Source organism: Nonomuraea polychroma, from assembly GCF_004011505.1.
Lineage (GTDB): Bacteria > Actinomycetota > Actinomycetes > Streptosporangiales > Streptosporangiaceae > Nonomuraea > Nonomuraea polychroma.
Window position 1 is genome coordinate 5256648 of the sequence record NZ_SAUN01000001.1, and the last position, 20093, is coordinate 5276740.

20 protein-coding genes are annotated in these 20093 nt (G+C 70.5%); 3 read left to right on the forward strand and 17 right to left on the reverse strand.

Going from position 1 to position 20093, the window contains the following annotated elements; genetic code table 11:
* Window positions 1-62 precede the first annotated feature (62 nt).
* The 3 genes from EDD27_RS23985 to EDD27_RS23995 all read right to left on the reverse strand — a co-directional run bounded on the left by EDD27_RS23985 (window position 63) and on the right by EDD27_RS23995 (window position 1556).
* On the reverse strand, window positions 63-479 hold the full coding sequence (locus tag EDD27_RS23985; protein WP_241564217.1) for a Rieske (2Fe-2S) protein: 417 nt from the start codon (window positions 477-479) through the stop codon (window positions 63-65).
* 75 nt (window positions 480-554) lie between these two features.
* Window positions 555-1022 (reverse strand): Rieske (2Fe-2S) protein, encoded by a 468-nt coding sequence (locus tag EDD27_RS23990; protein WP_241564218.1) that lies wholly within the window; start codon window positions 1020-1022, stop codon window positions 555-557.
* A gap of 105 nt (window positions 1023-1127) precedes the next feature.
* Window positions 1128-1556: a Rieske (2Fe-2S) protein gene (locus EDD27_RS23995; RefSeq protein WP_241564219.1), complete on the reverse strand. Its 429-nt coding sequence runs from the start codon at window positions 1554-1556 to the stop codon at window positions 1128-1130.
* Window positions 1557-1846: 290 nt separating this feature from the next.
* Here EDD27_RS23995 and EDD27_RS24000 point away from each other — a divergent pair, with 290 nt between their 5' ends.
* Window positions 1847-2575 (forward strand): DUF2306 domain-containing protein, encoded by a 729-nt coding sequence (locus EDD27_RS24000; protein ID WP_127934375.1) that lies wholly within the window; start codon window positions 1847-1849, stop codon window positions 2573-2575.
* 24 nt (window positions 2576-2599) lie between these two features.
* On the opposite strand, the gene uvrA is transcribed toward EDD27_RS24000, so the two are convergent.
* Entirely contained in the window at window positions 2600-5440 is a 2841-nt protein-coding gene (gene uvrA, locus EDD27_RS24005; protein ID WP_127934376.1) for an excinuclease ABC subunit UvrA, read from the reverse strand.
* Window positions 5441-5656: 216 nt separating this feature from the next.
* Here uvrA and EDD27_RS24010 point away from each other — a divergent pair, with 216 nt between their 5' ends.
* Window positions 5657-6475, forward strand: a complete 819-nt coding sequence (locus EDD27_RS24010; RefSeq protein ID WP_127934377.1) for a maleylpyruvate isomerase family mycothiol-dependent enzyme — start codon at window positions 5657-5659, stop codon at window positions 6473-6475.
* A gap of 49 nt (window positions 6476-6524) precedes the next feature.
* Complete coding sequence (locus EDD27_RS24015) at window positions 6525-7184, forward strand: MBL fold metallo-hydrolase (RefSeq protein WP_127934378.1); 660 nt, start codon at window positions 6525-6527, stop codon at window positions 7182-7184.
* Window positions 7185-7295: 111 nt separating this feature from the next.
* Here the strand turns inward: EDD27_RS24015 and EDD27_RS24020 are convergent, their stop codons facing one another.
* The 13 genes from EDD27_RS24020 to EDD27_RS24080 form a co-directional block, all read right to left on the reverse strand.
* Window positions 7296-7571, reverse strand: a complete 276-nt coding sequence (locus tag EDD27_RS24020; protein WP_127934379.1) for a hypothetical protein — start codon at window positions 7569-7571, stop codon at window positions 7296-7298.
* Window positions 7572-7607: 36 nt separating this feature from the next.
* On the reverse strand, window positions 7608-8432 hold the full coding sequence (gene pssA, locus EDD27_RS24025; RefSeq protein WP_127934380.1) for a CDP-diacylglycerol--serine O-phosphatidyltransferase: 825 nt from the start codon (window positions 8430-8432) through the stop codon (window positions 7608-7610).
* Window positions 8419-9069, reverse strand: a complete 651-nt coding sequence (locus EDD27_RS24030) for a phosphatidylserine decarboxylase (protein WP_127934381.1) — start codon at window positions 9067-9069, stop codon at window positions 8419-8421. Before EDD27_RS24030 ends, pssA begins: the two co-directional genes overlap by 14 nt.
* 108 nt (window positions 9070-9177) lie before the next feature.
* A complete protein-coding gene (locus tag EDD27_RS24035) occupies window positions 9178-10161 on the reverse strand; it encodes a TerC family protein (protein WP_127934382.1) in 984 nt (327 codons plus the stop codon).
* A 183-nt stretch (window positions 10162-10344) separates the two neighbouring features.
* A complete protein-coding gene (locus tag EDD27_RS24040; protein WP_127934383.1) occupies window positions 10345-11454 on the reverse strand; it encodes a glycosyltransferase family 4 protein in 1110 nt (369 codons plus the stop codon).
* A 3-nt stretch (window positions 11455-11457) separates the two neighbouring features.
* Entirely contained in the window at window positions 11458-13134 is a 1677-nt protein-coding gene (gene murJ / locus EDD27_RS24045; RefSeq protein ID WP_127934384.1) for a murein biosynthesis integral membrane protein MurJ, read from the reverse strand.
* Window positions 13135-13206: 72 nt separating this feature from the next.
* Window positions 13207-14070 carry a hypothetical protein gene (locus tag EDD27_RS24050; protein WP_127934385.1) on the reverse strand — a complete coding sequence of 288 codons (864 nt, stop codon included), beginning with the start codon at window positions 14068-14070 and terminating at the stop codon, window positions 13207-13209.
* A 1-nt stretch (window position 14071) separates the two neighbouring features.
* A complete protein-coding gene (locus EDD27_RS24055; protein ID WP_127934386.1) occupies window positions 14072-15052 on the reverse strand; it encodes a copper transporter in 981 nt (326 codons plus the stop codon).
* A complete protein-coding gene (gene steA, locus EDD27_RS24060; RefSeq protein WP_127934387.1) occupies window positions 15049-16245 on the reverse strand; it encodes a putative cytokinetic ring protein SteA in 1197 nt (398 codons plus the stop codon). The genes EDD27_RS24055 and steA overlap by 4 nt, the downstream gene beginning before the upstream one ends.
* 73 nt (window positions 16246-16318) lie before the next feature.
* Window positions 16319-18028 carry a DNA repair protein RecN gene (gene recN, locus EDD27_RS24065; protein WP_127934388.1) on the reverse strand — a complete coding sequence of 570 codons (1710 nt, stop codon included), beginning with the start codon at window positions 18026-18028 and terminating at the stop codon, window positions 16319-16321.
* Between the two features lie 119 nt (window positions 18029-18147).
* Window positions 18148-19047: an NAD kinase gene (locus EDD27_RS24070; RefSeq protein WP_127934389.1), complete on the reverse strand. Its 900-nt coding sequence runs from the start codon at window positions 19045-19047 to the stop codon at window positions 18148-18150.
* A complete protein-coding gene (locus tag EDD27_RS24075) occupies window positions 19044-19856 on the reverse strand; it encodes a TlyA family RNA methyltransferase (RefSeq protein WP_127934390.1) in 813 nt (270 codons plus the stop codon). Before EDD27_RS24075 ends, EDD27_RS24070 begins: the two co-directional genes overlap by 4 nt.
* Window positions 19853-20062, reverse strand: a complete 210-nt coding sequence (locus tag EDD27_RS24080; RefSeq protein ID WP_127934391.1) for a hypothetical protein — start codon at window positions 20060-20062, stop codon at window positions 19853-19855. Before EDD27_RS24080 ends, EDD27_RS24075 begins: the two co-directional genes overlap by 4 nt.
* Window positions 20063-20093: the final 31 nt, after the last annotated feature.

The following is a 20093-nucleotide window of genomic DNA, read 5'->3' on the forward strand; positions in this document are numbered from 1 at the left end:
GACGAACGAGTCTGAGCCAGGCGGACGAACGGAGGTGCTCCAGACCGTTCACGAACCGAACGCTACGCGAGCGTGATCTGGTCGCCGTCGACCTTGATCTGCTGCGCGGGCAGCGGCTTGTCGGCCGGCCCCGCCGTCACGGCCCCATCGGTGATGTTGAACTTGCTGTTGTGGCACGGACATACGATCTGCCCGTCCGCGACGCTGCCGACGGTGCAGCCACTGTGCGTGCAGACGGCGCTGAACGCTTTGAACTCGCCCGACGTGGGCTGCGTGATGACGATCTTCTGCTCCTTGAAGATCGTGCCGCCGCCGACGGGGATGTCGGCGGTCGTGGTCAGTGCGCCCCCGGCTTGCGGTGCGGCGCTGGACTCAGGCGCGCTCGACGCGGTGCCGCCGGCGGTCGTCGCGGTATCGGTACCGCCGCTGCAAGCGGTGATCGCCAGCGCGAGGCCACCAGCCCCCACGCCCGCGATCACCGCCCTGCGGCTACGAAGGTCTTCTCCCATGCGCTCACCCAAACGCAACCAGGTGAGAAATTCATGAGACGCGCCCTACGCCAGCCTGATCTGGTCTCCGTCCACCGTGATCTTCTTCTCCGCGAGCGGTCCGCCCGCGGGCCCGTCGGCGACGGAGCCGTCCTCAATGCTGAACTTGCTGCCGTGGCAGGGGCAGTTGATCGTGTTGTCGGACACGTCGTCCACGGTGCAGCCCGCGTGGGTGCACACCGCCGTGAACGCCTTGAACTCGCCCGCGGTCGGCTGCGTGACCACGATCTTCTGCCCCTTGAAGACCTTCCCGCCGCCCTCCGGGATGTCGCTGGTGGCGGCCAGAGCCTTGCCCTTCGATGCCGATTTCTTCTTGGGTGCCGCGGACGACGCCTCCTCGGCCGGCTCTTCGGCCGGAGGCTCCGCGGTCGCTTCCGTCGTCGGCGAACCGTAGCTCGCGCACCCCGTCAGAACCGCCGCCAGCCCCGCGCCACCGGCGCCGAGCATCATTGTCCGGCGCGTCGTTTCCGTCATTGTGCGTTCCTCCCAGGATTGTCCTCACTTCAGGTACGGCCAGCGCCATGGCGCCGGTTCAGCGTGCCCGAGGACCAATCCCGGTAACTACGCACAATTACCAGTTCAGACGACCACGATGCCGTCGCCCTCGACTTTGACCGGGAACGCGACCAGCGGAGCGGTGGCGGGGCCCTTGGTCGCGTTGCCGCTGTCGGCGGCGAACTCGCTGCCGTGGCAGGCGCACTTGATGACGTTGTCCCTGGGGGTGCCCACTTCGCAGCCCTTGTGGGGGCAGATCGCGCTGTATGCCTTGTAGACGCCCTGCGTCGGCTGCGTCACCACGACCTTCAGGTCCTGGATCAGCTTGCCGCCGCCCACCGGCACGTCGGCCGCCTTGGCGATGACCTTGCCCTTGATGCTCTCCTGGGCCTTGGTGTCCGAGTCGCATCCGGCGAGCGCAAGCCCGCACGCTGCGACACCGGCCGCCCCCAGCATCTCGCGCCGCCCGAGGCAGTTTCCAGGCACGGCTGCGCCCCGCTCCGAAACCCTCATGTCCCCGCTGACCCCTCCGCGTAGCCGCTGACCCCCTGCAGGTCAGATCCTTGCCCCAGAACAAACTCTATTGCCGTGACCTGCCGGTCCTCCGATCGGGTCGTTGCACCCCTGGCCGGCCCCGGCCGCCACCACCCACCCGACGGCACCCCGGCCCCGTTCCCTCGAAAAGATCCACCCGGCCGGATCCCCGCTGCGCACCACGCGGCCCGAGACCCTGACCAGACGCCCAAGCCGAGCGTCAGCGGCTGGTAGGCGCGCGGTCAGCGACCGCCCCGACCCTTACGGCCATGACGCTTTCGGTAGAACACCCGTCCGCCTCCCCTGTGCGGCACTCCCGCCCCCGATGGTGGCAACGCCCCTGGGTGGCGCCGCTGGCGGTGGTGGCGATCGCGTTCGTCGCCTTCTCGCTGCCCCCGTACCTGTCCCTGGACCCGAGCCGGTCGCGCGTCCCCGCACCGGACTTCTTCCCAGCGCACTTCGCGGTCCTGTCGCTGCACGTCGTCTTCGGCTCGATCGCGATGATCACCTGCTGCCTGCAGATCTGGCCGTGGTTCCGCGCCCGCTACCCGCGTGCGCACCGGATCACCGGCCGCGTGTACGTCTTCGCCGGCTGCCTCCCCGGCGGCCTGCTGGCGTTGGTCGTCGCCGTGGCGAACCCGTTCGGCCCGGTCTCGGCCGCCAGCAGTGTCGTGCTCGCCCTGCTCTGGCTGGGCTGCACGCTGGCGGGCTGGCGCATGGCCAGGCAGCGCCGGTTCGCCGACCACCGCCGGTGGATGATCCGCAGCTTCGCCCTGACCATGTCCATCATCACGAACCGCCTATGGAGCGTGGTGTTCGTCATCACGCTGTGGCCGCAGTTGGAGACGACCTTCCACGGCGACGAGGACATGATGGTGAGCACGATCGCGGGGCTGAGCGCCTGGCTCGGCTGGGTGCTGCCGCTGCTGTTCGCCGAGTGGTGGCTGGAGCGCGGCGACGCCGCCAAGCGCCGCCGCCGCGTCCGTCAGGCCGCGTGATCCACACCCCCGGGCCGCACGGCCTCAGACGGAAAGGATCTTCCGCAGGAAGCGTCCGGTGTGGCTCTCCTCCACCAGCGCGACCTCCTCGGGCGTGCCGCTGGCGACGAGGGTCCCGCCACGCGAGCCGCCTTCGGGGCCCATGTCGATGACCCAGTCGGCGGTCTTGATCACGTCGAGGTTGTGCTCGATGACGATCACCGTGTTGCCGCCGTCGACCAGCCGCCCGAGCACGCCAAGCAGCCTGCGGATGTCCTCGAAATGCAGACCGGTGGTCGGCTCGTCCAGCACGTAGATGGTCCGCCCGGTCTGCCGCCGCTGCAGCTCGGAGGCCAGCTTGACGCGCTGCGCCTCGCCGCCGGACAGCGTGGTGGCCGGCTGCCCGAGCCGCACGTAGCCGAGCCCCACGTCGTTGAGCGTCTGCAGGTGACGCTTGATCGCGGGGATCGCGTCGAAGAAGCCCAAGGCCTCCTCGATCGGCATGTCGAGCACCTCGGAGATCGTCTTGCCCTTGTAGTGGACCTCCAGCGTCTCCCGGTTGTAGCGGGCGCCGTGGCAGACCTCGCAGGGGACGTAGACGTCCGGCAGGAAGTTCATCTCGATCTTGATGGTGCCGTCGCCCGCGCACGCCTCGCAGCGCCCGCCCTTGACGTTGAAGCTGAAGCGCCCGGGCTGGTAGCCGCGCACCTTCGCCTCGGTCGTGGCCGCGAAGAGCTTGCGGACGTGGTCGAAGACGCCGGTGTAGGTGGCCGGGTTGGAGCGCGGCGTGCGGCCGATCGGCGACTGGTCGACGTGGACCACCTTGTCCACGAGGTCCATGCCGTTGATCCGTGAGTGCCGCCCCGGCACCGTGCGCGCCCCGTTGAGCTCCTTGGCCAGCGCGTTGTAGAGGATGTCGTTGACCAGCGTCGACTTGCCCGACCCCGACACACCGGTCACGGCCGTGAACAGCCCCAGCGGGAACTCGATGTCCACGCCCTGGAGGTTGTGCTCGCGGGCCCCCTTGACCGTGATCTGCCGCTTCTTGTTGCGCGGGCGGCGGATGGCGGGGATCGGGATGCTCCTGCGCCCGGACAGGTATTGCCCGGTCAGGGACGACTCGCTGGCGAGGAGCTCCTGCACGGTGCCGGACACCACGACCTGGCCGCCGTGCTCGCCGGCGCCGGGACCGATGTCGACCACCCAGTCGGCGGCCGCGATCGTGTCCTCGTCGTGCTCGACCACGATCAGCGTGTTGCCCATGTCACGCAGCCTGATCAGCGTGTCGAGCAGGCGCATGTTGTCGCGCTGGTGCAGGCCGATGGAGGGCTCGTCCAGCACGTAGAGGACGCCGACCAGGCCGGAGCCGATCTGCGTGGCCAGCCTGATGCGCTGTGCCTCGCCGCCGGCGAGGGTGGCCGCCGCCCGGTCCATGGTCAGGTAGTCGAGGCCGACGTCGAGGAGGAAGCCCAGCCGGGCGTTGATCTCCTTGACGACCCGCTCGGCGATGTGCATGTCGCGGTCGGACAGCTTGAGCGCGGCCAGGAATTTCGCGCACTCGCCGATCGACATGGCCGCGACCTCGGCGATCGACTTGTCGGCGACCGTCACCGCCAGGGTCACCGGCTTGAGCCTGGCGCCCTTGCAGGCCGGGCAGGGGATCTCGCGCATGTAGCCCTCGAACCGCTCGCGGCTCGAGTCGCTCTCCGCCTCGGCGTGCCTGCGCTGCACCCACGGGATGACGCCGTCGTAGGTGGTGTAGTAGGAGCGCTGCCTGCCGTAACGGTTGCTGTAGCGGACGTGCACCTGCTCGTCGTGGCCGAAGAGCAGCGACTTCTGCGCCTTCTTCGGCAACCGCTCCCACGGGGTGTCGAGCGTGAACCCGACGGTGTTGCCCAGCGCCTCGATCAGCCTGACGAAGTATTCACTGGTGTGGCCGCCCGACCAGGGGTGCAACGCGCCCTCGCGGAGCGTGCGCTCCGGGTCGGGAACCACCAGGTCGGGGTCCACCTCCATCTTCGTGCCCAGGCCCGTGCACTCGGGGCAGGCGCCGAAGGGCGAGTTGAACGAGAACGAGCGGGGCTCCAGCTCCTCGAACGACAGGTCATCGTAGGGACAGTAGAGGTGCTCGGAGTAGAACCGCTCGCGGCCGGGGTCGTCATCGGGCAGGTCGACGAACTCGAGCGTGATCGTGCCGCCGGACAGCAGCAGCGCCGTCTCCACCGAGTCGTTGAGCCGGCGCCGCGCCGACTCCTTGACCGACAGGCGGTCGACGATGACCTCGATGTCGTGCTTCTCGTACTTCTTCAGCGTCGGCGGCTCCTCCAGCCGCACGACGGTGCCGTCCACCCTGGCCCTGGCGAAGCCCTTGGTCTGCAACTCGCGGAACAACTCCGCGTATTCGCCCTTGCGGCCGCGGACGACCGGGGCGAGCACCTGGAACCTGGTGCCCTCTTCCAGGTCCATCACCCGGTCGACGATCTGCTCCGGCGTCTGCCTGGCGATCGGGCGCGCGCACACCGGGCAGTGCGGCTTGCCGATCCTGGCCCACAGCAGCCTCAGATAGTCGTAGACCTCGGTGATCGTGCCGACGGTCGAGCGGGGGTTTTTGCTGGTGGCCTTCTGGTCGATCGACACCGCCGGCGACAGGCCCTCGATGAAGTCGACGTCGGGCTTGTCCATCTGGCCGAGGAACTGGCGAGCGTACGCAGACAGCGACTCGACGTAGCGCCGCTGACCCTCAGCGAAGATCGTGTCGAAGGCCAGGCTCGACTTGCCCGAGCCGGATAGGCCGGTGAAGACGATCAGCGAGTCTCGCGGCAGGTCCAGCGAGACGTCCTTGAGGTTGTGTTCTCGTGCACCACGCACGATCAGGCGGTCTGCCACGGCGATCCCGGAAGTCGAAAGGCGGATAGGTCCACGGGGGATGGTAGACGGGAGCTCCGACAATTTCGGTGGCCACGTCCCGGCCCCCGAAAATCCGTCCCTCACAGGTTACGGCCATTGGCCACCTCGGCAGGAGGCCTTCCGAATCTAACGATCTGACCTGCGGCTTTATGCCCTGCGCAGGCGAGAGGCCACAAAATGTTGAAATATCAAGATATGACCGTCCTGCCCGCGCTGCAGGCGGAGCTGGCCGCCGCCACCGACCGCCTGCTGGCCACGGCCGCGTCGCTCTCCGACGCGGACCTCACCGCCCCTTCCCTCCTGCCGGGATGGACCAGGGGCCATGTGCTCGCCCACCTCGCCCAGAACGCCGACTCCCACCTCAATCTCCTGACCTGGGCGAAGACCGGCGTGCGAACCCCGCAGTACGCCTCTTACGCGGCCAGGGCCGCCCGGATCGAGGCCGCCGCCACCCGGCCCGCCGCCCAGCTCGTGGCCGACGTCCAGGACGGGGCCGCCCGTCTGGCCGCCGCCGTCCGCGACCTCCCCGAGCAGGCGTGGTCCGCCCAGGTGGAGGGCATGCGCCCGCCGCCCCACCCCGCCTGGTATCTCCTCGTACGCCGGCTGCGCGAGGTCGGCTTCCACCACGTGGACCTCGACGCGGGGTACGGTCCCGCCGACTGGCCCGAGCCGTTCGTCAACCGCGAGCTCCGCGACTGCCTGGCCACCTGGCCATGCACGAAGAGCACGGTGAGCGAGATCCGCCTCATCGACCCGGCCGTTGAACATTCGCCCGGCTCCGACGCAGCCGTTGAGCGCTCGACCGGCCTCGACCCGGCTTTTGCGCAGGCGGCCGGCGCCGTCACCCGATGGCGCGACCTCGGCAGCGGCCCCGTCGTCCAGGGCACTCCTCGCGACATGCTTGCTTGGCTGACCGGCAGGTCTGACGGCCGGGGCGTTACGCTGGTGCCTGCGGGGCAGTCGCTCATGCCAGGCCCCGGGGGACAGGCCTTCCAGAGCCGCCGCCGTGGCTGACGATGCCGGCCCCCGCTGATCTGCCCGCGACGCCCCCGAAGGACTACTGATGACGTACACAGGTGACGTCCAGGTCGGCGGTCCCGCCGACGTGCGTGAGCTGCCCGCGCTGACGATCTGCAAGCTCGCCGTCGGCCCGTACGACAACAACGCCTATCTGCTGCGCTCCAAACAGACCGGCGAGGGCCTGCTCATCGACGCGGCGGCCGACTCCGATCGCCTGCTCGCCCTGATCGCCGACGAGCCGATCGGCGCGATCGTCACGACGCACCAGCACGGCGACCACTGGCAGGCGCTGGAGCAGGTGACCAAGGTCACGGGAGCCCAGCTGATCGCCCACCCGCTGGACGCGCCCGCCCTGCCGCTGCCGGTGAACCGCACGGTGGAGCACGGCGACACGATCGCCGTCGGCGACGTCACTCTGGAGGTCATCCACCTGCGCGGCCACACGCCGGGCTCGATCGCGCTCCTGTACGACGGGGGCGAGGAGGCGGGCACGCACCTGTTCACGGGCGACTCGCTGTTCCCGGGCGGCGTCGGCAACACCTGGAAGGACCCGGAGCGCTTCAACCAGCTCTACAACGACGTGGTGGAGCGTGTCTTCAACCGCCTCCCGGACGAGACCTGGGTCTACCCGGGCCATGGCAAGGACACGACGCTCGGCGCCGAACGCCCGTCCCTCCCGGAGTGGAAGGCCCGCGGCTGGTAGGCGACCCGCACCCGTCGGCCGCATGCTCACGCGCCCTTCACAGAACGTGCGCGTGTCGCGGGCCCGTTCCGTACACCACACGGCCTCAGACAGCCCCGTGGTGACCAAGGGTCACTGACGGGCGGCCAGGACACGGACGATGTGGTCGGCCGCGAGGGCGGGATCGTCGGCGAGCCCGACGAGCTCGCCCCACGACCACCGGTAGAACCACCCGTCCGGCATCGGCACGCAGTCCACCGTCTCGACGAGCATGACGGTGTCGGGATCGCTGACGCGCAACGCGGGCGGGTACGGCCGTAGTGTCGCCGTCAGCCCGCGCTGCTCCAGCTCCGTGGCGAGTTTGCCCAGATAGTAGGTGCGCGTGTGCTCGCGCGGCGTGGCCGGCATGGCTCCATCAAAGCCGAAGTATGACGAAAAATCTCGTCAGTACTTGATGCGCTCGGCTTCCCGGCGCTGCTCACGCTTGTAGAACAACACCCGCAACGGGATGGCCGCCACGAGCGCGATCTGCATGGAGGCGCCGATCTTGATCGGCAGGTCGCCGCCTTCCGGCCAGGCCACCCAGAACGTGAGGAACGCCACGTTCACCATGATCCACCCGAGAACGACCGCCGCGAGCTGTCCCTTCGGCTTCGGGTACTCGATCCGGCTCACCATCAGCCACGCCACGCCGAGCACGGCGATCAATGCCCAGATGCTCGGCTGGAACAGCAGCACAATGGAGATCACCGTCATGGCGCCCATCGGGATGGGCAGCCCCATGAAGTCGCCGCTCTTGGTCTTGACGCAGGCGAACCTGGCCAGCCTGACGACCCCGGCGACCAGCACGGACGCCGCCGCCACCAGCACCGCGGCGAACGGCACCTGATCGGTGAACCCGCCCCAGATCACGATCATGAACGCGGGCGCGAACCCGAAGCTGATGACGTCGGCGAGGTTGTCGAGCTCGGCCCCCATCGCCGAGGCGCGGAAGCGCCGAGCCACGAGGCCGTCGAACAGGTCGCACGTCGCCCCGATGAGCAGCAGCACGATGGCGGTGGCGAAGTAGCTGGGGTTGGGGGTGAAACGACCGCCCTCGACCTGGAGCTGCTGGATCGCGGAGTACGCCAGGACGCACACCGCGAGGAACCCGCAGACCGCGTTGCCCAGCGAGAGGGAGTCGGCAGCGGAGAGGCGGAACGCCTTGCCGACGGGACCTCGAGGCTCTTCCTCTTCCGCCTGCCAACTGCCGGCGTCAGCCGCGGTCAATTCTGGTCACCCCCGCAACCGTCTTCTCCCCCACGGACACCGCGGGAGAGATCCCTTCGGGAAGGTAGATGTCGACCCGCGAGCCGAACCGGATGAGCCCGATCCGCTCGCCCTGCACGACTTTCGCGCCCGCGCTCAGGTACGGCACGATCCTGCGCGCCACCGCGCCCGCGATCTGCACCATCTCGATGTCGCCCAGCGTGGTCTCGAAATGCCACACCACGCGTTCGTTCTGGTCGCTGTCCTTGTTGAACGCCGGCAGGAACCCACCTGCCACATGCTGCACGGAGGTGACATTTCCCGCAAGAGGGGCCCGATTGACGTGGACGTTCAGCGGGCTCATGAAGATCGCGACCCTGGTGCGGCCGTCGGGCCACGGGTCGATGCTCTGCACCACGCCGTCGGCGGGCGACAGGACGCGGCCGTCTCCCGGAGTCCGGTCTGGGTCGCGGAAGAACCAGAGCATGCCCCCGGTGAGCGCGCTCAGCGGCAGCGCCGCCAGCGCCCATCGACGGTCCTTGCGCGTCAGCAGCGCGGTGGCGGCCGCCGCGGCCGCCGTCGGAAGGAGCCAGGGGGACACGCCGCGCGCGAGCCTGACAGAGCTCGTGCGGCTGGGCTTAGCAGAATCGTCGGACACGTACAACCTTTGGTGGTGACTGGACTGGGCGCTTTGCCGTGATGTTACAGAACCAGCGACTGTGACACGGCCCAACTACACAAGCAAAGCGCCTCGAAGCCCATTTCGCTAGACCTGCTCCGGGTGTGGTTCCTCGCCCTTGCGTGTGTCGATGCGGGCCTTCACCAAACTGGCCACGGTGGTGATGACCATGGTGGCGCCGATGATGGAGAGCGAGACCCAGATGGGAATTTGGGGCGCCCAGGAGACATGGCTGGCGTGCAAGGCCTCCAGAACCAGCTTAACCCCGATGAAACCGAGAATGAACGCCAAACCATAGCTGATGTAGACGAGCCGCTGCAGCAGGCCGCCCAGGAGGAAGTAGAGCTGACGCAGTCCCATCAGGGCGAACGCGTTGGCCGTGAAGACGATGAAGGGGTCCTTGGTGAGCCCGAAGATGGCGGGAATCGAGTCGAGCGCGAACAGCAGGTCCGTGGTGCCGATGGCCACCATGACGATGAGCATGGGCGTGACGAGGCGCTTGCCGTCGATCTTGACGGTGACCTTGGAGCCGACGTACCCCTCGGTGGTGGGGAAGGCCTTGCGCACCCACCGCAGCAGCACGTTCTCGTTGAACTCCTCTTCGTCGCCCTTGAGGTGCTGGCGGACGATGTTGATCGCGGTGTAGACGAGGAAGGCGCCGAACACGTAGAACAGCCAGCTGAACCGCTCGAGCGCCGCGGCGCCGAGCGCGATGAAGATGCCGCGCATGACCAGCGCGAGCAGGATGCCGACGAGCAGGACCTTGTGCTGGTAGGCCCGCGGCACGGCGAACCTGCTCATGATGATGAAGAAGACGAAAAGATTGTCGACGCTCAGGCTGTATTCGGTGATGTAGCCGGCGAAGAACTCACCTGCCTTGTCGGCCCCGAACGTGGTCCACATGACCACTCCGAACGCCGCGGCGAGGACGACGTAGAACGTCACCCAGTAACCGGCCTGCCGCATGGAGAACTCACGTGCTTCTCCGCGGTCGACGATCCACAAATCAATGGCGAGGACAACAAGAAGACCGCCGATCACGGCGATCCAGGCCCATGTGGGTACGATCACGTCTCAAAACCCTCCGGCAATGCAGGACTCAGTGCCGGAGGTCTCTCCCGCCCGCGATACGCGCGGACCGGCAGCCCCGGGGGCCCCGTGGAGCGGGGCTGCACCGTGATGACGAGGCTGTCGCGAAGGAATACTCCCCTCCCTAACCCAGGCAGTATACGAGAACGCTTTATCCCCACCTAATCATCCCGGGGGATCTTGAGGGCCGTACACGGCCAGCACGCTCTCCACGGCGTCGTCGCCGCCGGGCATCTCGCGCCCCCGCCGCGTGGCCGCCGCCGCGAGCGTTTCCGCAGCTCGGGGCTCCTCCAGCAGCGTCCGTACGGCACCGCGCAACCCTTGGACGTCCCCATACGGAACGAGGATCCCGGCGTCCCCCACCATCTCCGGAATCCCTCCCACGGCAGTGGCGATCACCGGCTTCCCGGCCATGAGCGCCTCCCTGATGCTGAGCGGCTGCCCCTCCCAGCGGGCGGCGGTGACCACGGCGGTGGCCGCGCCGAGCAGATCGGGGATGTCGTCCCGGTTTCCCAGCAGCCGCACCGGCAGCGCCTCACGCCGGATCCTGTCCTCCAGCTCGGCCCGCAGCGGCCCTTCGCCGGCCACGAGGAACAGCGGCGCCACGGCCGGGCCCTCCGGCGCGCCGGGCCGCTCCCCCCAGGGCCCGGCGGCGACGTCGAGGAGGGTTTCGAGTCCCTTCTGCTGGGCGAGCCGGGCGATCGTGAGCAGGACGGGCCGTTTCCCGGCTCCCAACTCGTCCCTGACCTCCTCAGGCGTGCGCTTGGCCAGCCGCAGCGCAGGCGCGGGGACCACGGCGGCACGGACGTCCCGGGCTCCGAGCCGGGTCATGCGCTCCCCGAGATCCGGCGACACGACCAGCACCCGATCGGCCCTGCGCGCGACGATGCGCTCCAGCAGCCCGTACACGACGCCGACGAATCCTCCCGCCGTGAGCGCGTTGTGCAGGGTGACGACCAGCCTCCCCCGGCGACGGCCCGCCCCGAGCGCCGCCAGCGCCCCCGCCCTCAGCCCGTGCGCGTGCACGACGTCGGCGTCCCGGGTCAGCCGCCTGATCGCGAGCACCGCACGCAGGTCGTTGCCGGGATGGGGCCGGTCCGACACGGCCACGTCCACGAAGCGGGCCCCGGCCCCGGCGAACGAGAACTGCTCCTCGACGCCGCGCGGCCCCACGACGAGCACCTGGTGCCCGCGCCGCACGAGCCCTTCGGTCAGCATCCGGACGTGCCGTCCGGTGCCGCCTGACGTGGTGCCCAGCACGAATGCCACCCGCACGGCTCAGCCCCTTCCGCTCCGCCTGAGCAACCCGGCCACCGCACCCGCGTCGGCCCGGTCCACCACGGCCACCACCGTGCCGCCCACCACCAGCGCCACGGCCGCGGCCAGCGCGGCGGCGCCCACGTTGGGCCACACACCCTGCGCCCCGAGCCGGCTCACCACGGCGTCACCCGCCAGATATCCCAGCGCCCCTCCGCCGACCGCCGCGGCCAACGCCCTCGGCAGCCCGGCCGCGGCCCCGCCCCCACGGGCTCGCACGACGGAGCCGAGCAGCAGTGCCCCGCCCACGCTCATGCCCACGCTCATCCCCAGCGCCATCCCGCCGATCTGCCAGCCCTCGGGCAGGGCCACCGCGAAGAGGACCTGTGCGACCATCACGACCATCCAGCCCGCGACGGTCCCGGTGGCGGCCGCCCGGCCACGCCCGGCTGCGTAGAGCACCCTGCTCAGATGCGCGATGAGCCCGTAGCCGATGAGCCCGGGCGCGAACAGCGCGATGGCCCGCGCCAGCTCGGGGGCGGGCACGTCGCTCTTGACGCCCAGGAACACCACCGCCCCCGGCCCCGACGCGGCGGCCAGCACCCCGGCGGCCAGCCCGGACACCAGCACCACGGCCCGCGTGGTCCGCGCCGCGAGCGCCGAGAACCCCGCCGGGTCCCCGGCCTGTGCGGACAACCGGGGAAACGCGCTGGTGGCGATGGGGACGGCCAGGACCGCGTACGGCACCAGGTAGATCGCCCACGCGTAGTTGTAGACGGCGATGGCGCCGTTTCCGATGGCGTTGTTGGACAGCACCAGCACCACGATCATGGCGGCCTGCTGCGCGAGCAGCGCGGCGATGCCCGCCAGGGCCAGCCTGCGCACCTGCACCGCCACTCCGTCGGGAAACCGCAGGACCGGCCGCCACCGCAGTCCCAGCCGGGCGGTGGGCCCGAGCACGGTCAGCACCAGGGACAGCACCCCCAGGCTGGTGCCCGCCGACAACGCGAGCTCGGCCGGTCCGGGCAGCGCGGCGGGGTCGCTGCTGCCGCCGCTGAGGGGCACGAACAGCAGGTAGGCCACGATGACCACGATGCTGGACACCAGGGGCGCGACCGCGGGCCCGGCGAACTGTTTGTGCGACTGCAGCACGCCGTAGAGCACCACGGCGATCCCGTACAGGGGGATCTGGGGGGCGAAGACGACCAGCATGCGCGCGGCGGCCGCGGTCACCGCGCCGGCGTCGGCGCACCCGTCGATCGCCGAGCCGAAGAACAACCCGATGATCGGCCCGGCGAACAGCGCGGTGAGCACGCCGAGCGGGACGAGCACCACGATCACCCAGGTGAGCAATGCCGAGCTGATCCAGCTCACCCGCGCGGCGGCCTGACCATCCGCATCCGCGGACGCGCCGGAGAGCTCGCCCTGACCGGCCTCCGCAGGGCCGCCCGGTGCCCGCCTGGCCGCCGCTCCGGCGAGCACCGGGACCACCATCCCCGCCAGCGCCCCGCCGACGACCACCTCGAACACGATGTTGGGGATCTGGTTGGCCGTCATGTAAGCCGTGGCCAGGCAGTTGGTGCCGACGGTCTGCGCGAACGCGTATTGCTTGGCGAAGCCGGTGATGCGCGCCAGCACGGTGATCGCCCCGATGAGCACCGCCCCACCGGCGACCCCCCGAGCCGTCACGACACCCACCCGGCCTCCTCGGTCCGCGTCGACCACCCGATCACGCGGACATCATCCTGGCAGGTCGCACCGACAATCGCGTCACACGGGGTCGACGGGCCGGCGGCCGAGCATGTCGATGCGGTTGAGCACCGAGTTTCCGGCGATGACCTTGGTGAAGCTGACCTTCTCGGAGGCGGCCGTCAGCGCCGCGACGGTGCCCAGCAGCGCGTACCGGCCCCGTCTGCTCAGCTTGGTGACCGCGGCGAGCCCGAGCAGCGCGCCGAGGGCGTTGGCGCCCGCGTCGCCGAGCATGGCGCGCTCGCCCAGGTCCTCGGGCAGCAGCGCCGCGGCGGCCCCCAGCGGCACGGCAGCCAGGGCCGCGGCGGCTGGGGTGTCGCGGAAGAGCGAGGCGGCGAGCAGCGGTCCGCCGGTCAGCAGACCGACCTTGATGGCGCGGCCGGGCCGCAGGTCGAAGAGGTTGGCGAGGTTCGCCGCGCCGGCGATGGCGGCGCCGTTGACCAGCGTGTCGGCGGGCCCGTCGGAGACGAGGGCGGCCGCGCCCAGCCCGGTGGCGCCGATGCCGAGGATTTTGACGGCGCCGCTGGTGACCTCGCCGCGGGCGAGCGCGGTGAGGTGTCCCTTGAAGCCCTTGGACGACGTCGTGCCGTAGAGGTCGTCGTACGCGCCGAGCGTGCCGCTGCCGACGCCCGCGACCAGGGCCGCCAGGCGCAGCCGGCCGGGAAGGCCGGGCGTGAGCGCGGCCGCCGCGCCGGCGCCGGCCACGAACGAGGGGCCCTCGAGCAGGGTGATGGGCTCGCCGCGGTGGTTCTTACGCGTCCAGCGGCCCGACAGGTCGGCCGGCCGGTTGCCGGTGAACGCCCTGTAGGCGACGCGGGCGGCCGCGGCGCCGATCGCGGCGCCGGCGAGGGCGTAGAGCAGGCCTCGGGATCGGCTGGCAGGCATGTCAGCTCCCTGACTGGGTGGTGGGTGTCGGGCTGGCGGACGTCACCGGGGGCAGCATCCCCGAGGCCCCCTTGCCGATGCCGTATTGGCCGGCGCGCCCGGTCAGTTGCTCCCGGAGAGCATAGACGATCACCACACGGCCCGCGGGCATATCGGCGGTGTCGACGGTGGAGACGCGCCTGGAGACCTCGCTGTCGTCGCGTGCGGCGCTGATCGCGTCGCCCGTGGCGGTGCCGGCGGGCGGGACGGCGCCGGCCAGCACCGTGCCCTTGCTCGCCGCGTCGAACCCCTCGGCCACCGAGACCAGCGCGTCGGCCAGCACCTCGGCGGTCTCACCCTCGTACGGCTTCTCCGGCGCCAACATCACGGCGAGCGTGGCCCGCTTGGCGGGGTCGCCGTCAGTGCTGACCAGTCCGCCGGTCTCGAAGGCGCCGAGGACCTCGCCGGTGGCGGCGTTCGGCGTGTTGGCCTGGGCGGGATCGTTGGTCATGAGGGACGCGGCGAGCAGCGAGGCGGCCCGGTCCCAGCTGGTGGCGGTGGCCGGGAAGACCATGTTCGCCGGTTTGAGCTGATTGACCAGGCCGTCGAGCACGCCCTTGCCGGCCGGGTCGAGGAACTTCTCGGTCAGCGTGAGACGCCCGGAGATCTCCGCTCCCGCCTGGCCGATCGCCTGCTGGGCGGCCTCACGCATGGCGGTGCTCGAGCCGGGCGACTCGATGAGCAGCACCCGCTGGCCGACCAGGGCGCTGGCCACCATCTCCGGCGTCTGCGCGGTGATGAAGGCGTCGTTGCCGGCCTCCCGGCCGCGCAGGACGTCGAGGTCGGCCCGCAGCCCGTTGTTGGTGTTGGTCAGCTCGTCGCTGGTCCTCTTGGCCAGGTCGATCGCGGGGTCCTGGAGCAGCGTGGTGCCCAGGACGATGCCCACCGCCAGCGCAAGGAAGATCGCGACGATGGAGACGAGGTGATAGCGGAAATCGATCACGAGAAGAGTCCGACCAGCCAGAAGATGAACGCGTTCCAGGCGTCTTGCAGGCCGTTCAGCCAGGTGCGGCCGATCGGCGCGGAGACGAGTGCGACGACGATCGTGATCAACGCGGTGATCACGAGGAGCAGCAGCTGCGGGGTGGAGATGCGGCTCCGGTAGAGCCTGCTCACGCCCTTGGCGTCGATGAGCTTGCTGCCGATGATCAACCGGGTGAGGAAGGTGCTGGCCATGCCGGAGCGCCCCTTGTCGAGGAACTCCTCCAGCGTTCCGTGGGTGCCGACGGCGACGATCAGCTCGGCGCCCTTGTCGTCGGCCAGGATCATCGCGATGTCCTCACTGGTGCCGGTGGCGGGGAAGATCACCGCTTCGCGGCCGAGCTGGTGCACCCGCTCCAGGCCTGGGGCCCGGCCGTCGCGGTAGGCGTGCACGACGAGCTCCGCGCCGCAGGTCAGGGCCTTGGTGGAGACGGAGTCGAAGTCGCCCACGATCACGTCGGGCAGGTAGCCGGCCTCCATCAGCGCGTCGGCCCCGCCGTCGACGCCGACGAGGATGGGCCGGTATTCGCGGATGTACGGGCGGAGGGTGGCGATGTCCTCTTTGTAGTGGTAGCCGCGGACCACGATGAGGACGTGCCTGCCCTCCATGTTCGTCCGGATCTCGGGTACGCCGACCCCGTCGATGAGCAGCTTGCCCTCGCCGCGGACGTACTCCATCGTGTTGACGGCGAACGCCTCGATCTGCACGGCCAGCCCGGCCCGCGCTTCGGCCATGGCGGCCTCGACCGCCTCGGGGGTCTGCTGCTCGCCCTTGCCGACCACGTCCTCGTCGAGGTAGACGACCCCGTCGCAGATCCTGACGACGTCGCCGTCCTTGACCCGCTCGAACAGCTCCGTGTTGGCGTTGTCGATGAACGGCACGCCCGCGTCGAGCAGGATCTGGGGCCCTAGATTGGGATAGCGGCCGCTGATGCCGGACGCGACGTTGATCACGGCCGCAGCCCCGCATGCGACAAGTGCCTCCGCGCTGACCCGGTCCACGTCAACATGGTCGATAATCGCAATTTCCCCGGGCTGGAGGCGCTTGGTGAGCCTCTTGGTACGCCGGTCGATTCTCGCCACTGCCGTTATGCCGGGAAGGTCACCGACCTTCCTGCCGCGGAGGCCCGGCATCTTGCTCCCCGGAACCTTCATCACGACCATCCTGCCAGAGCGAAACAGCGCAGGGGCCACGCATTACGCGGCGTGTCCGCTATGTCACCCTGGGTCACCGGTCGGATGCGGCGAGCCCCAGCAGTTCCTCGGCGTGCGCGCGGCCGAGCTCGGAGTCCTCCAGGCCGGCCAGCATGCGGGACAGCTCACGCACCCGGCCCTCGTGGTCGAGCGCGGTGACACCGCTGCGCACGACGCTGCCGTCGCTCGCCTTCTCGACGACGAGATGCTGGTCGGCGAACGCGGCCACCTGCGGCAGGTGGGTGACGACGATCACCTGCGCGGTGCGGGCCAGCCGGGCGAGCCGGCGCCCGATCTCCACCGCCGCCTTGCCGCCGACACCCGCGTCGACCTCGTCGAACACGAACGTCGGCACCGGATCCGCGCCGGCGAACACCACTTCGATCGCGAGCATCACCCGGCTCAGCTCACCGCCGGAGGCGCCCTTGTTGAGCGGCAGCGGTGGCGCGGCGGGGTGAGCGGCCATCCGCAGCTCCACCTCGTCGACCCCCTCGGGGCCGAACTCCGCGCTCTGGGTGAGCTGCACGACGACTCTGGCGTGCGGCATGGCCAGCGCCGTCAGCTCCTCGGTGACCGCCTGGCCGAACTGCTCGGCGGCGGCCTCGCGCACCCTGGTCAGCTCGGCGGCCAGGTCGGTGAGCTTGTCGGTCAGCTCGTCATGCTCGCGGGTCAGCTCGTCGATGCGCTCGTCGTCGCCTTCGAGCTCGCCCAGGCGCGCCGCGGCCTGCTGCGCCCATGCCAGGACCCCAGCGCTGTCCTCGGCATATTTCCTGATAAGTCCGGACAACACGGACCGGCGTTCCTGCACGGCCGCCAGCCGCGCCGGATCCGCTTCGATCGACTCTGCGTACGCCGCCAGGTCGGTGGCCACGTCGGAGATCAGGTATCCGGCCTCGGCCAGCCGGTCGGCCACCCCGGCGAGCTGGGTGTCGAAGTCACGCACCGCCTCCACGGCCGCGCGCGCCTCACCGAGCAGCGAGATCACGTCATGAGGGCTGCCGGCCGCCTCCATGGGGTCGCCGAGCAGCGCGGTGTGCGCCGTGGTCGCGGCGCTGCGCAGGGCGTCGGCGTGCGAGAGCCGCTCCTCCTCCGAGCGCAGGTCGACGTCCTCGCCCGGCTTGGGGTCGACCTTCTCGATCTCCTCCAGGCCGAAGCGCAGCCTGTCGGCTTCCTGCGCCCGCTCCCTGGCCCTGGTGGTCAGCTCCTCCAGCAGCGCGGCGACCTGCTTGTGCCGCTTGTACGCCTGCGTGTAGGCACGCAGCGGCTTGACGAGCTCGTCGCCGGCGTAGCGGTCGAGCGCGGCGCGCTGCCTGGCGGGCTGGAGCAGCCGCTGCTGGTCCATCTGCCCGTGCACCGCCACCAGGTCGTCGGCCAGGTAGGTCAGGGTGCCGACGGGCACCGTGCGGCCGCCGAGCCAGGCCCGGGACCGCCCCTCGGCCGACACCTGGCGCGAGATGATCAGTGTGCCGTCCTCGACCTCGCCACCGATGTCCTCGACCTGCTGGGCGACCCGCCCGCCCGACTCGATGACCAGCGTGCCCTCCACGCTCGCCCGATCGGCCCCCGGGCGGATGCGCGAGGGGTCGGCCCGGCCGCCGAACAGCAGCCCGAGCCCGGTGACGACCATCGTCTTGCCCGCGCCCGTCTCGCCGGTGACCACGTTGAATCCCGGCGAAAGCTCGAGCACGGCCTCGTCGATGACGCCGAGCCCCTGGATGCGGACCTCCTCGACCCTTGGTCGCACTGCCCACTCCCGTCACTGCCGTGGTCCGTCGGTCACACGGATCGTCTCACCGATGGTCGCACGGATCGTCTCCGAACACGTGTGCCCACGTGATCCTACGCGCTCCGCCTTCCATTCACTCAGGGTCGCACCCTTCCGCGCCAGCCCTGAACAGGAAGCTCGAACTTTGCGACCAACCTGTCGGTGAAGGGCGCGCCGGTGCTCTCCACGCCGTGCAGCCGCGCCAGGCGTACGGGCTCGGCGCCTCTGCGCACCTCCACCCGCGAACCGGACGGCAGCTCGAAGCGGCGCCGCCCGTCGCACCACAGGACACCGCCCGGCGTGGCCGGCAGGATCTCCACGGCCAGCGTGGAGCGCGGCGAGACCACCAGCGGCCTGGCGAACAACGCATGGGCGCTGATGGGCAGCATGAGCAGCGCCTCGACCTCCGGCCACACCACGGGTCCGCCCGCCGAGAAGGCATAGGCGGTCGAGCCCGTCGGTGTGGCGCAGATCACGCCGTCGCAGCCCCAGCGCGACAGGGGCCGGCCGTCGATCTCGGTGACCACCTCGAGCATGCGTTCCTGCTTCTCGACGGTGGCCTCGTTGAGCGCCCACGTGTCGGCGAGCACGCGGCCGTTCAGCCGGGCGATCACGTCGATCGTCATGCGCTCCTCGACGTCATAGCGGCCCGCCACGACGCTGTCGACCGCCGCCGCCAGGTCGTCGACCTCCGCCTCGGCCAGGAACCCGACATGCCCGAGATTGACCCCCATCAGCGGTGTGCCGGCGGGCCTGGCCAGCTCGGCGGCGCGCAGCAGCGAGCCGTCGCCGCCGAGCACCATCATGACCTCGGCGTCCTTGACCGCGCCAGGGTCACTCGGCACGGCCTCCACCCCGGCGCAGCCGATCTCGCCGGCCTCGGTCTCGAGCACCCTGACGGTGATCCCGGCGTCGACCAGCCGGTTGATGACCAGGCGGGCGCTCTCGACGGCGACGCCCCGCCCGGTGTGCACGGCGACCAGCACGGTCCGTTTCATTGCGGCCCTTCCGCGACGGCACGCTGAATCTCGGCTTCCAGGCCGGCGACCGGCGGCTCGCCCTCTCCCTTGCCCAGCCAGAGCAGATATTCCACATTTCCCGACGGCCCGGGCAGCGGGCTGGCGGTCACCCCGCGCACGGTCAGCCCCAGCTCCCGCGCCTTGGCGGCGGCGTCACGCACGGACTGCCGCCGCAGCTCGGGATCGCGGACGACGCCGCCCGCCCCGACGAGATCCTTGCCCACCTCGAACTGCGGCTTGACGAGCAGCACGAAGTCCGCCTGCGGCGCGGCGACGGCGGCCAGGGCGGGCAACACCAGACGCAGCGAGATGAACGACAGGTCGCCCACGATCAGCGTGGGCGGCTCGCCGACCATGTCCGCGGTCAGATCGCGGACGTTGACCCGCTCCATGACCGTCACCCGCTCGTCGGTCCGCAACGACCACGCCAGCTGGCCGTAGCCGACGTCGACGGCGAGCACGTGCGCGGCGCCGCGGCGCAGCAGCACGTCGGTGAAGCCGCCCGTGGAGGCGCCCGCGTCGAGGCACCTGCGGCCCTCCACGGTCAGGCTCCGGAACGTGTCCAGCGCGCCGAGCAGCTTGTGCGCTCCGCGCGAAACGTAATCGGGTCCCTCCTCGGAGGCGGCCACGACGATGGGTGAGGCGGTGTCGACCTGGGTGGCGGGCTTACGGGCGAGCTGGCCGCCGACGCTGACCCGGCCGGCGTCGATGAGCTGGGCCGCCTGCTCCCGCGACCTCGCCAGGCCCCGGCGCACCAGCTCACTGTCGAGGCGGATCCTCCGGGTCACCGCTCACCTGGCGCCGGCTCGGCCGCGACTCCTGGGACTTGTGTGGCCTCCACCGCTTCGACGGCGGCCAGCGTGGCCTCGAGCTCGGAAAACGCCTCGTCGAAGACGGCCACGTGGGCGCCGACCGGCAGCTCGCCCAGCCGGCCGAGGCCCGCCACGATGGCGTCGACCCGCTCGTCGCCGGTCTCCTCCGGCAGCTCACTCATGATTCGACCGTAACGCCTCCCGCGAGCGCGC

Coding starts and splice junctions, on each gene's coding strand:
- EDD27_RS23990 (WP_241564218.1), bottom strand. CDS start 1,022: ATGACGGAAACGACGCGCCGGACAATGATGCTCGGCGCCGGTGGCGCG.
- EDD27_RS23995 (WP_241564219.1), bottom strand. CDS start 1,556: ATGAGGGTTTCGGAGCGGGGCGCAGCCGTGCCTGGAAACTGCCTCGGG.
- EDD27_RS24000 (WP_127934375.1), top strand. CDS start 1,847: ATGACGCTTTCGGTAGAACACCCGTCCGCCTCCCCTGTGCGGCACTCC.
- EDD27_RS24010 (WP_127934377.1), top strand. CDS start 5,657: ATGACCGTCCTGCCCGCGCTGCAGGCGGAGCTGGCCGCCGCCACCGAC.
- EDD27_RS24015 (WP_127934378.1), top strand. CDS start 6,525: ATGACGTACACAGGTGACGTCCAGGTCGGCGGTCCCGCCGACGTGCGT.
- EDD27_RS24020 (WP_127934379.1), bottom strand. CDS start 7,571: ATGCCGGCCACGCCGCGCGAGCACACGCGCACCTACTATCTGGGCAAA.
- EDD27_RS24050 (WP_127934385.1), bottom strand. CDS start 14,070: ATGCCTGCCAGCCGATCCCGAGGCCTGCTCTACGCCCTCGCCGGCGCC.
- steA (WP_127934387.1), bottom strand. CDS start 16,245: ATGAAGGTTCCGGGGAGCAAGATGCCGGGCCTCCGCGGCAGGAAGGTC.
- EDD27_RS24070 (WP_127934389.1), bottom strand. CDS start 19,047: ATGAAACGGACCGTGCTGGTCGCCGTGCACACCGGGCGGGGCGTCGCC.
- EDD27_RS24080 (WP_127934391.1), bottom strand. CDS start 20,062: ATGAGTGAGCTGCCGGAGGAGACCGGCGACGAGCGGGTCGACGCCATC.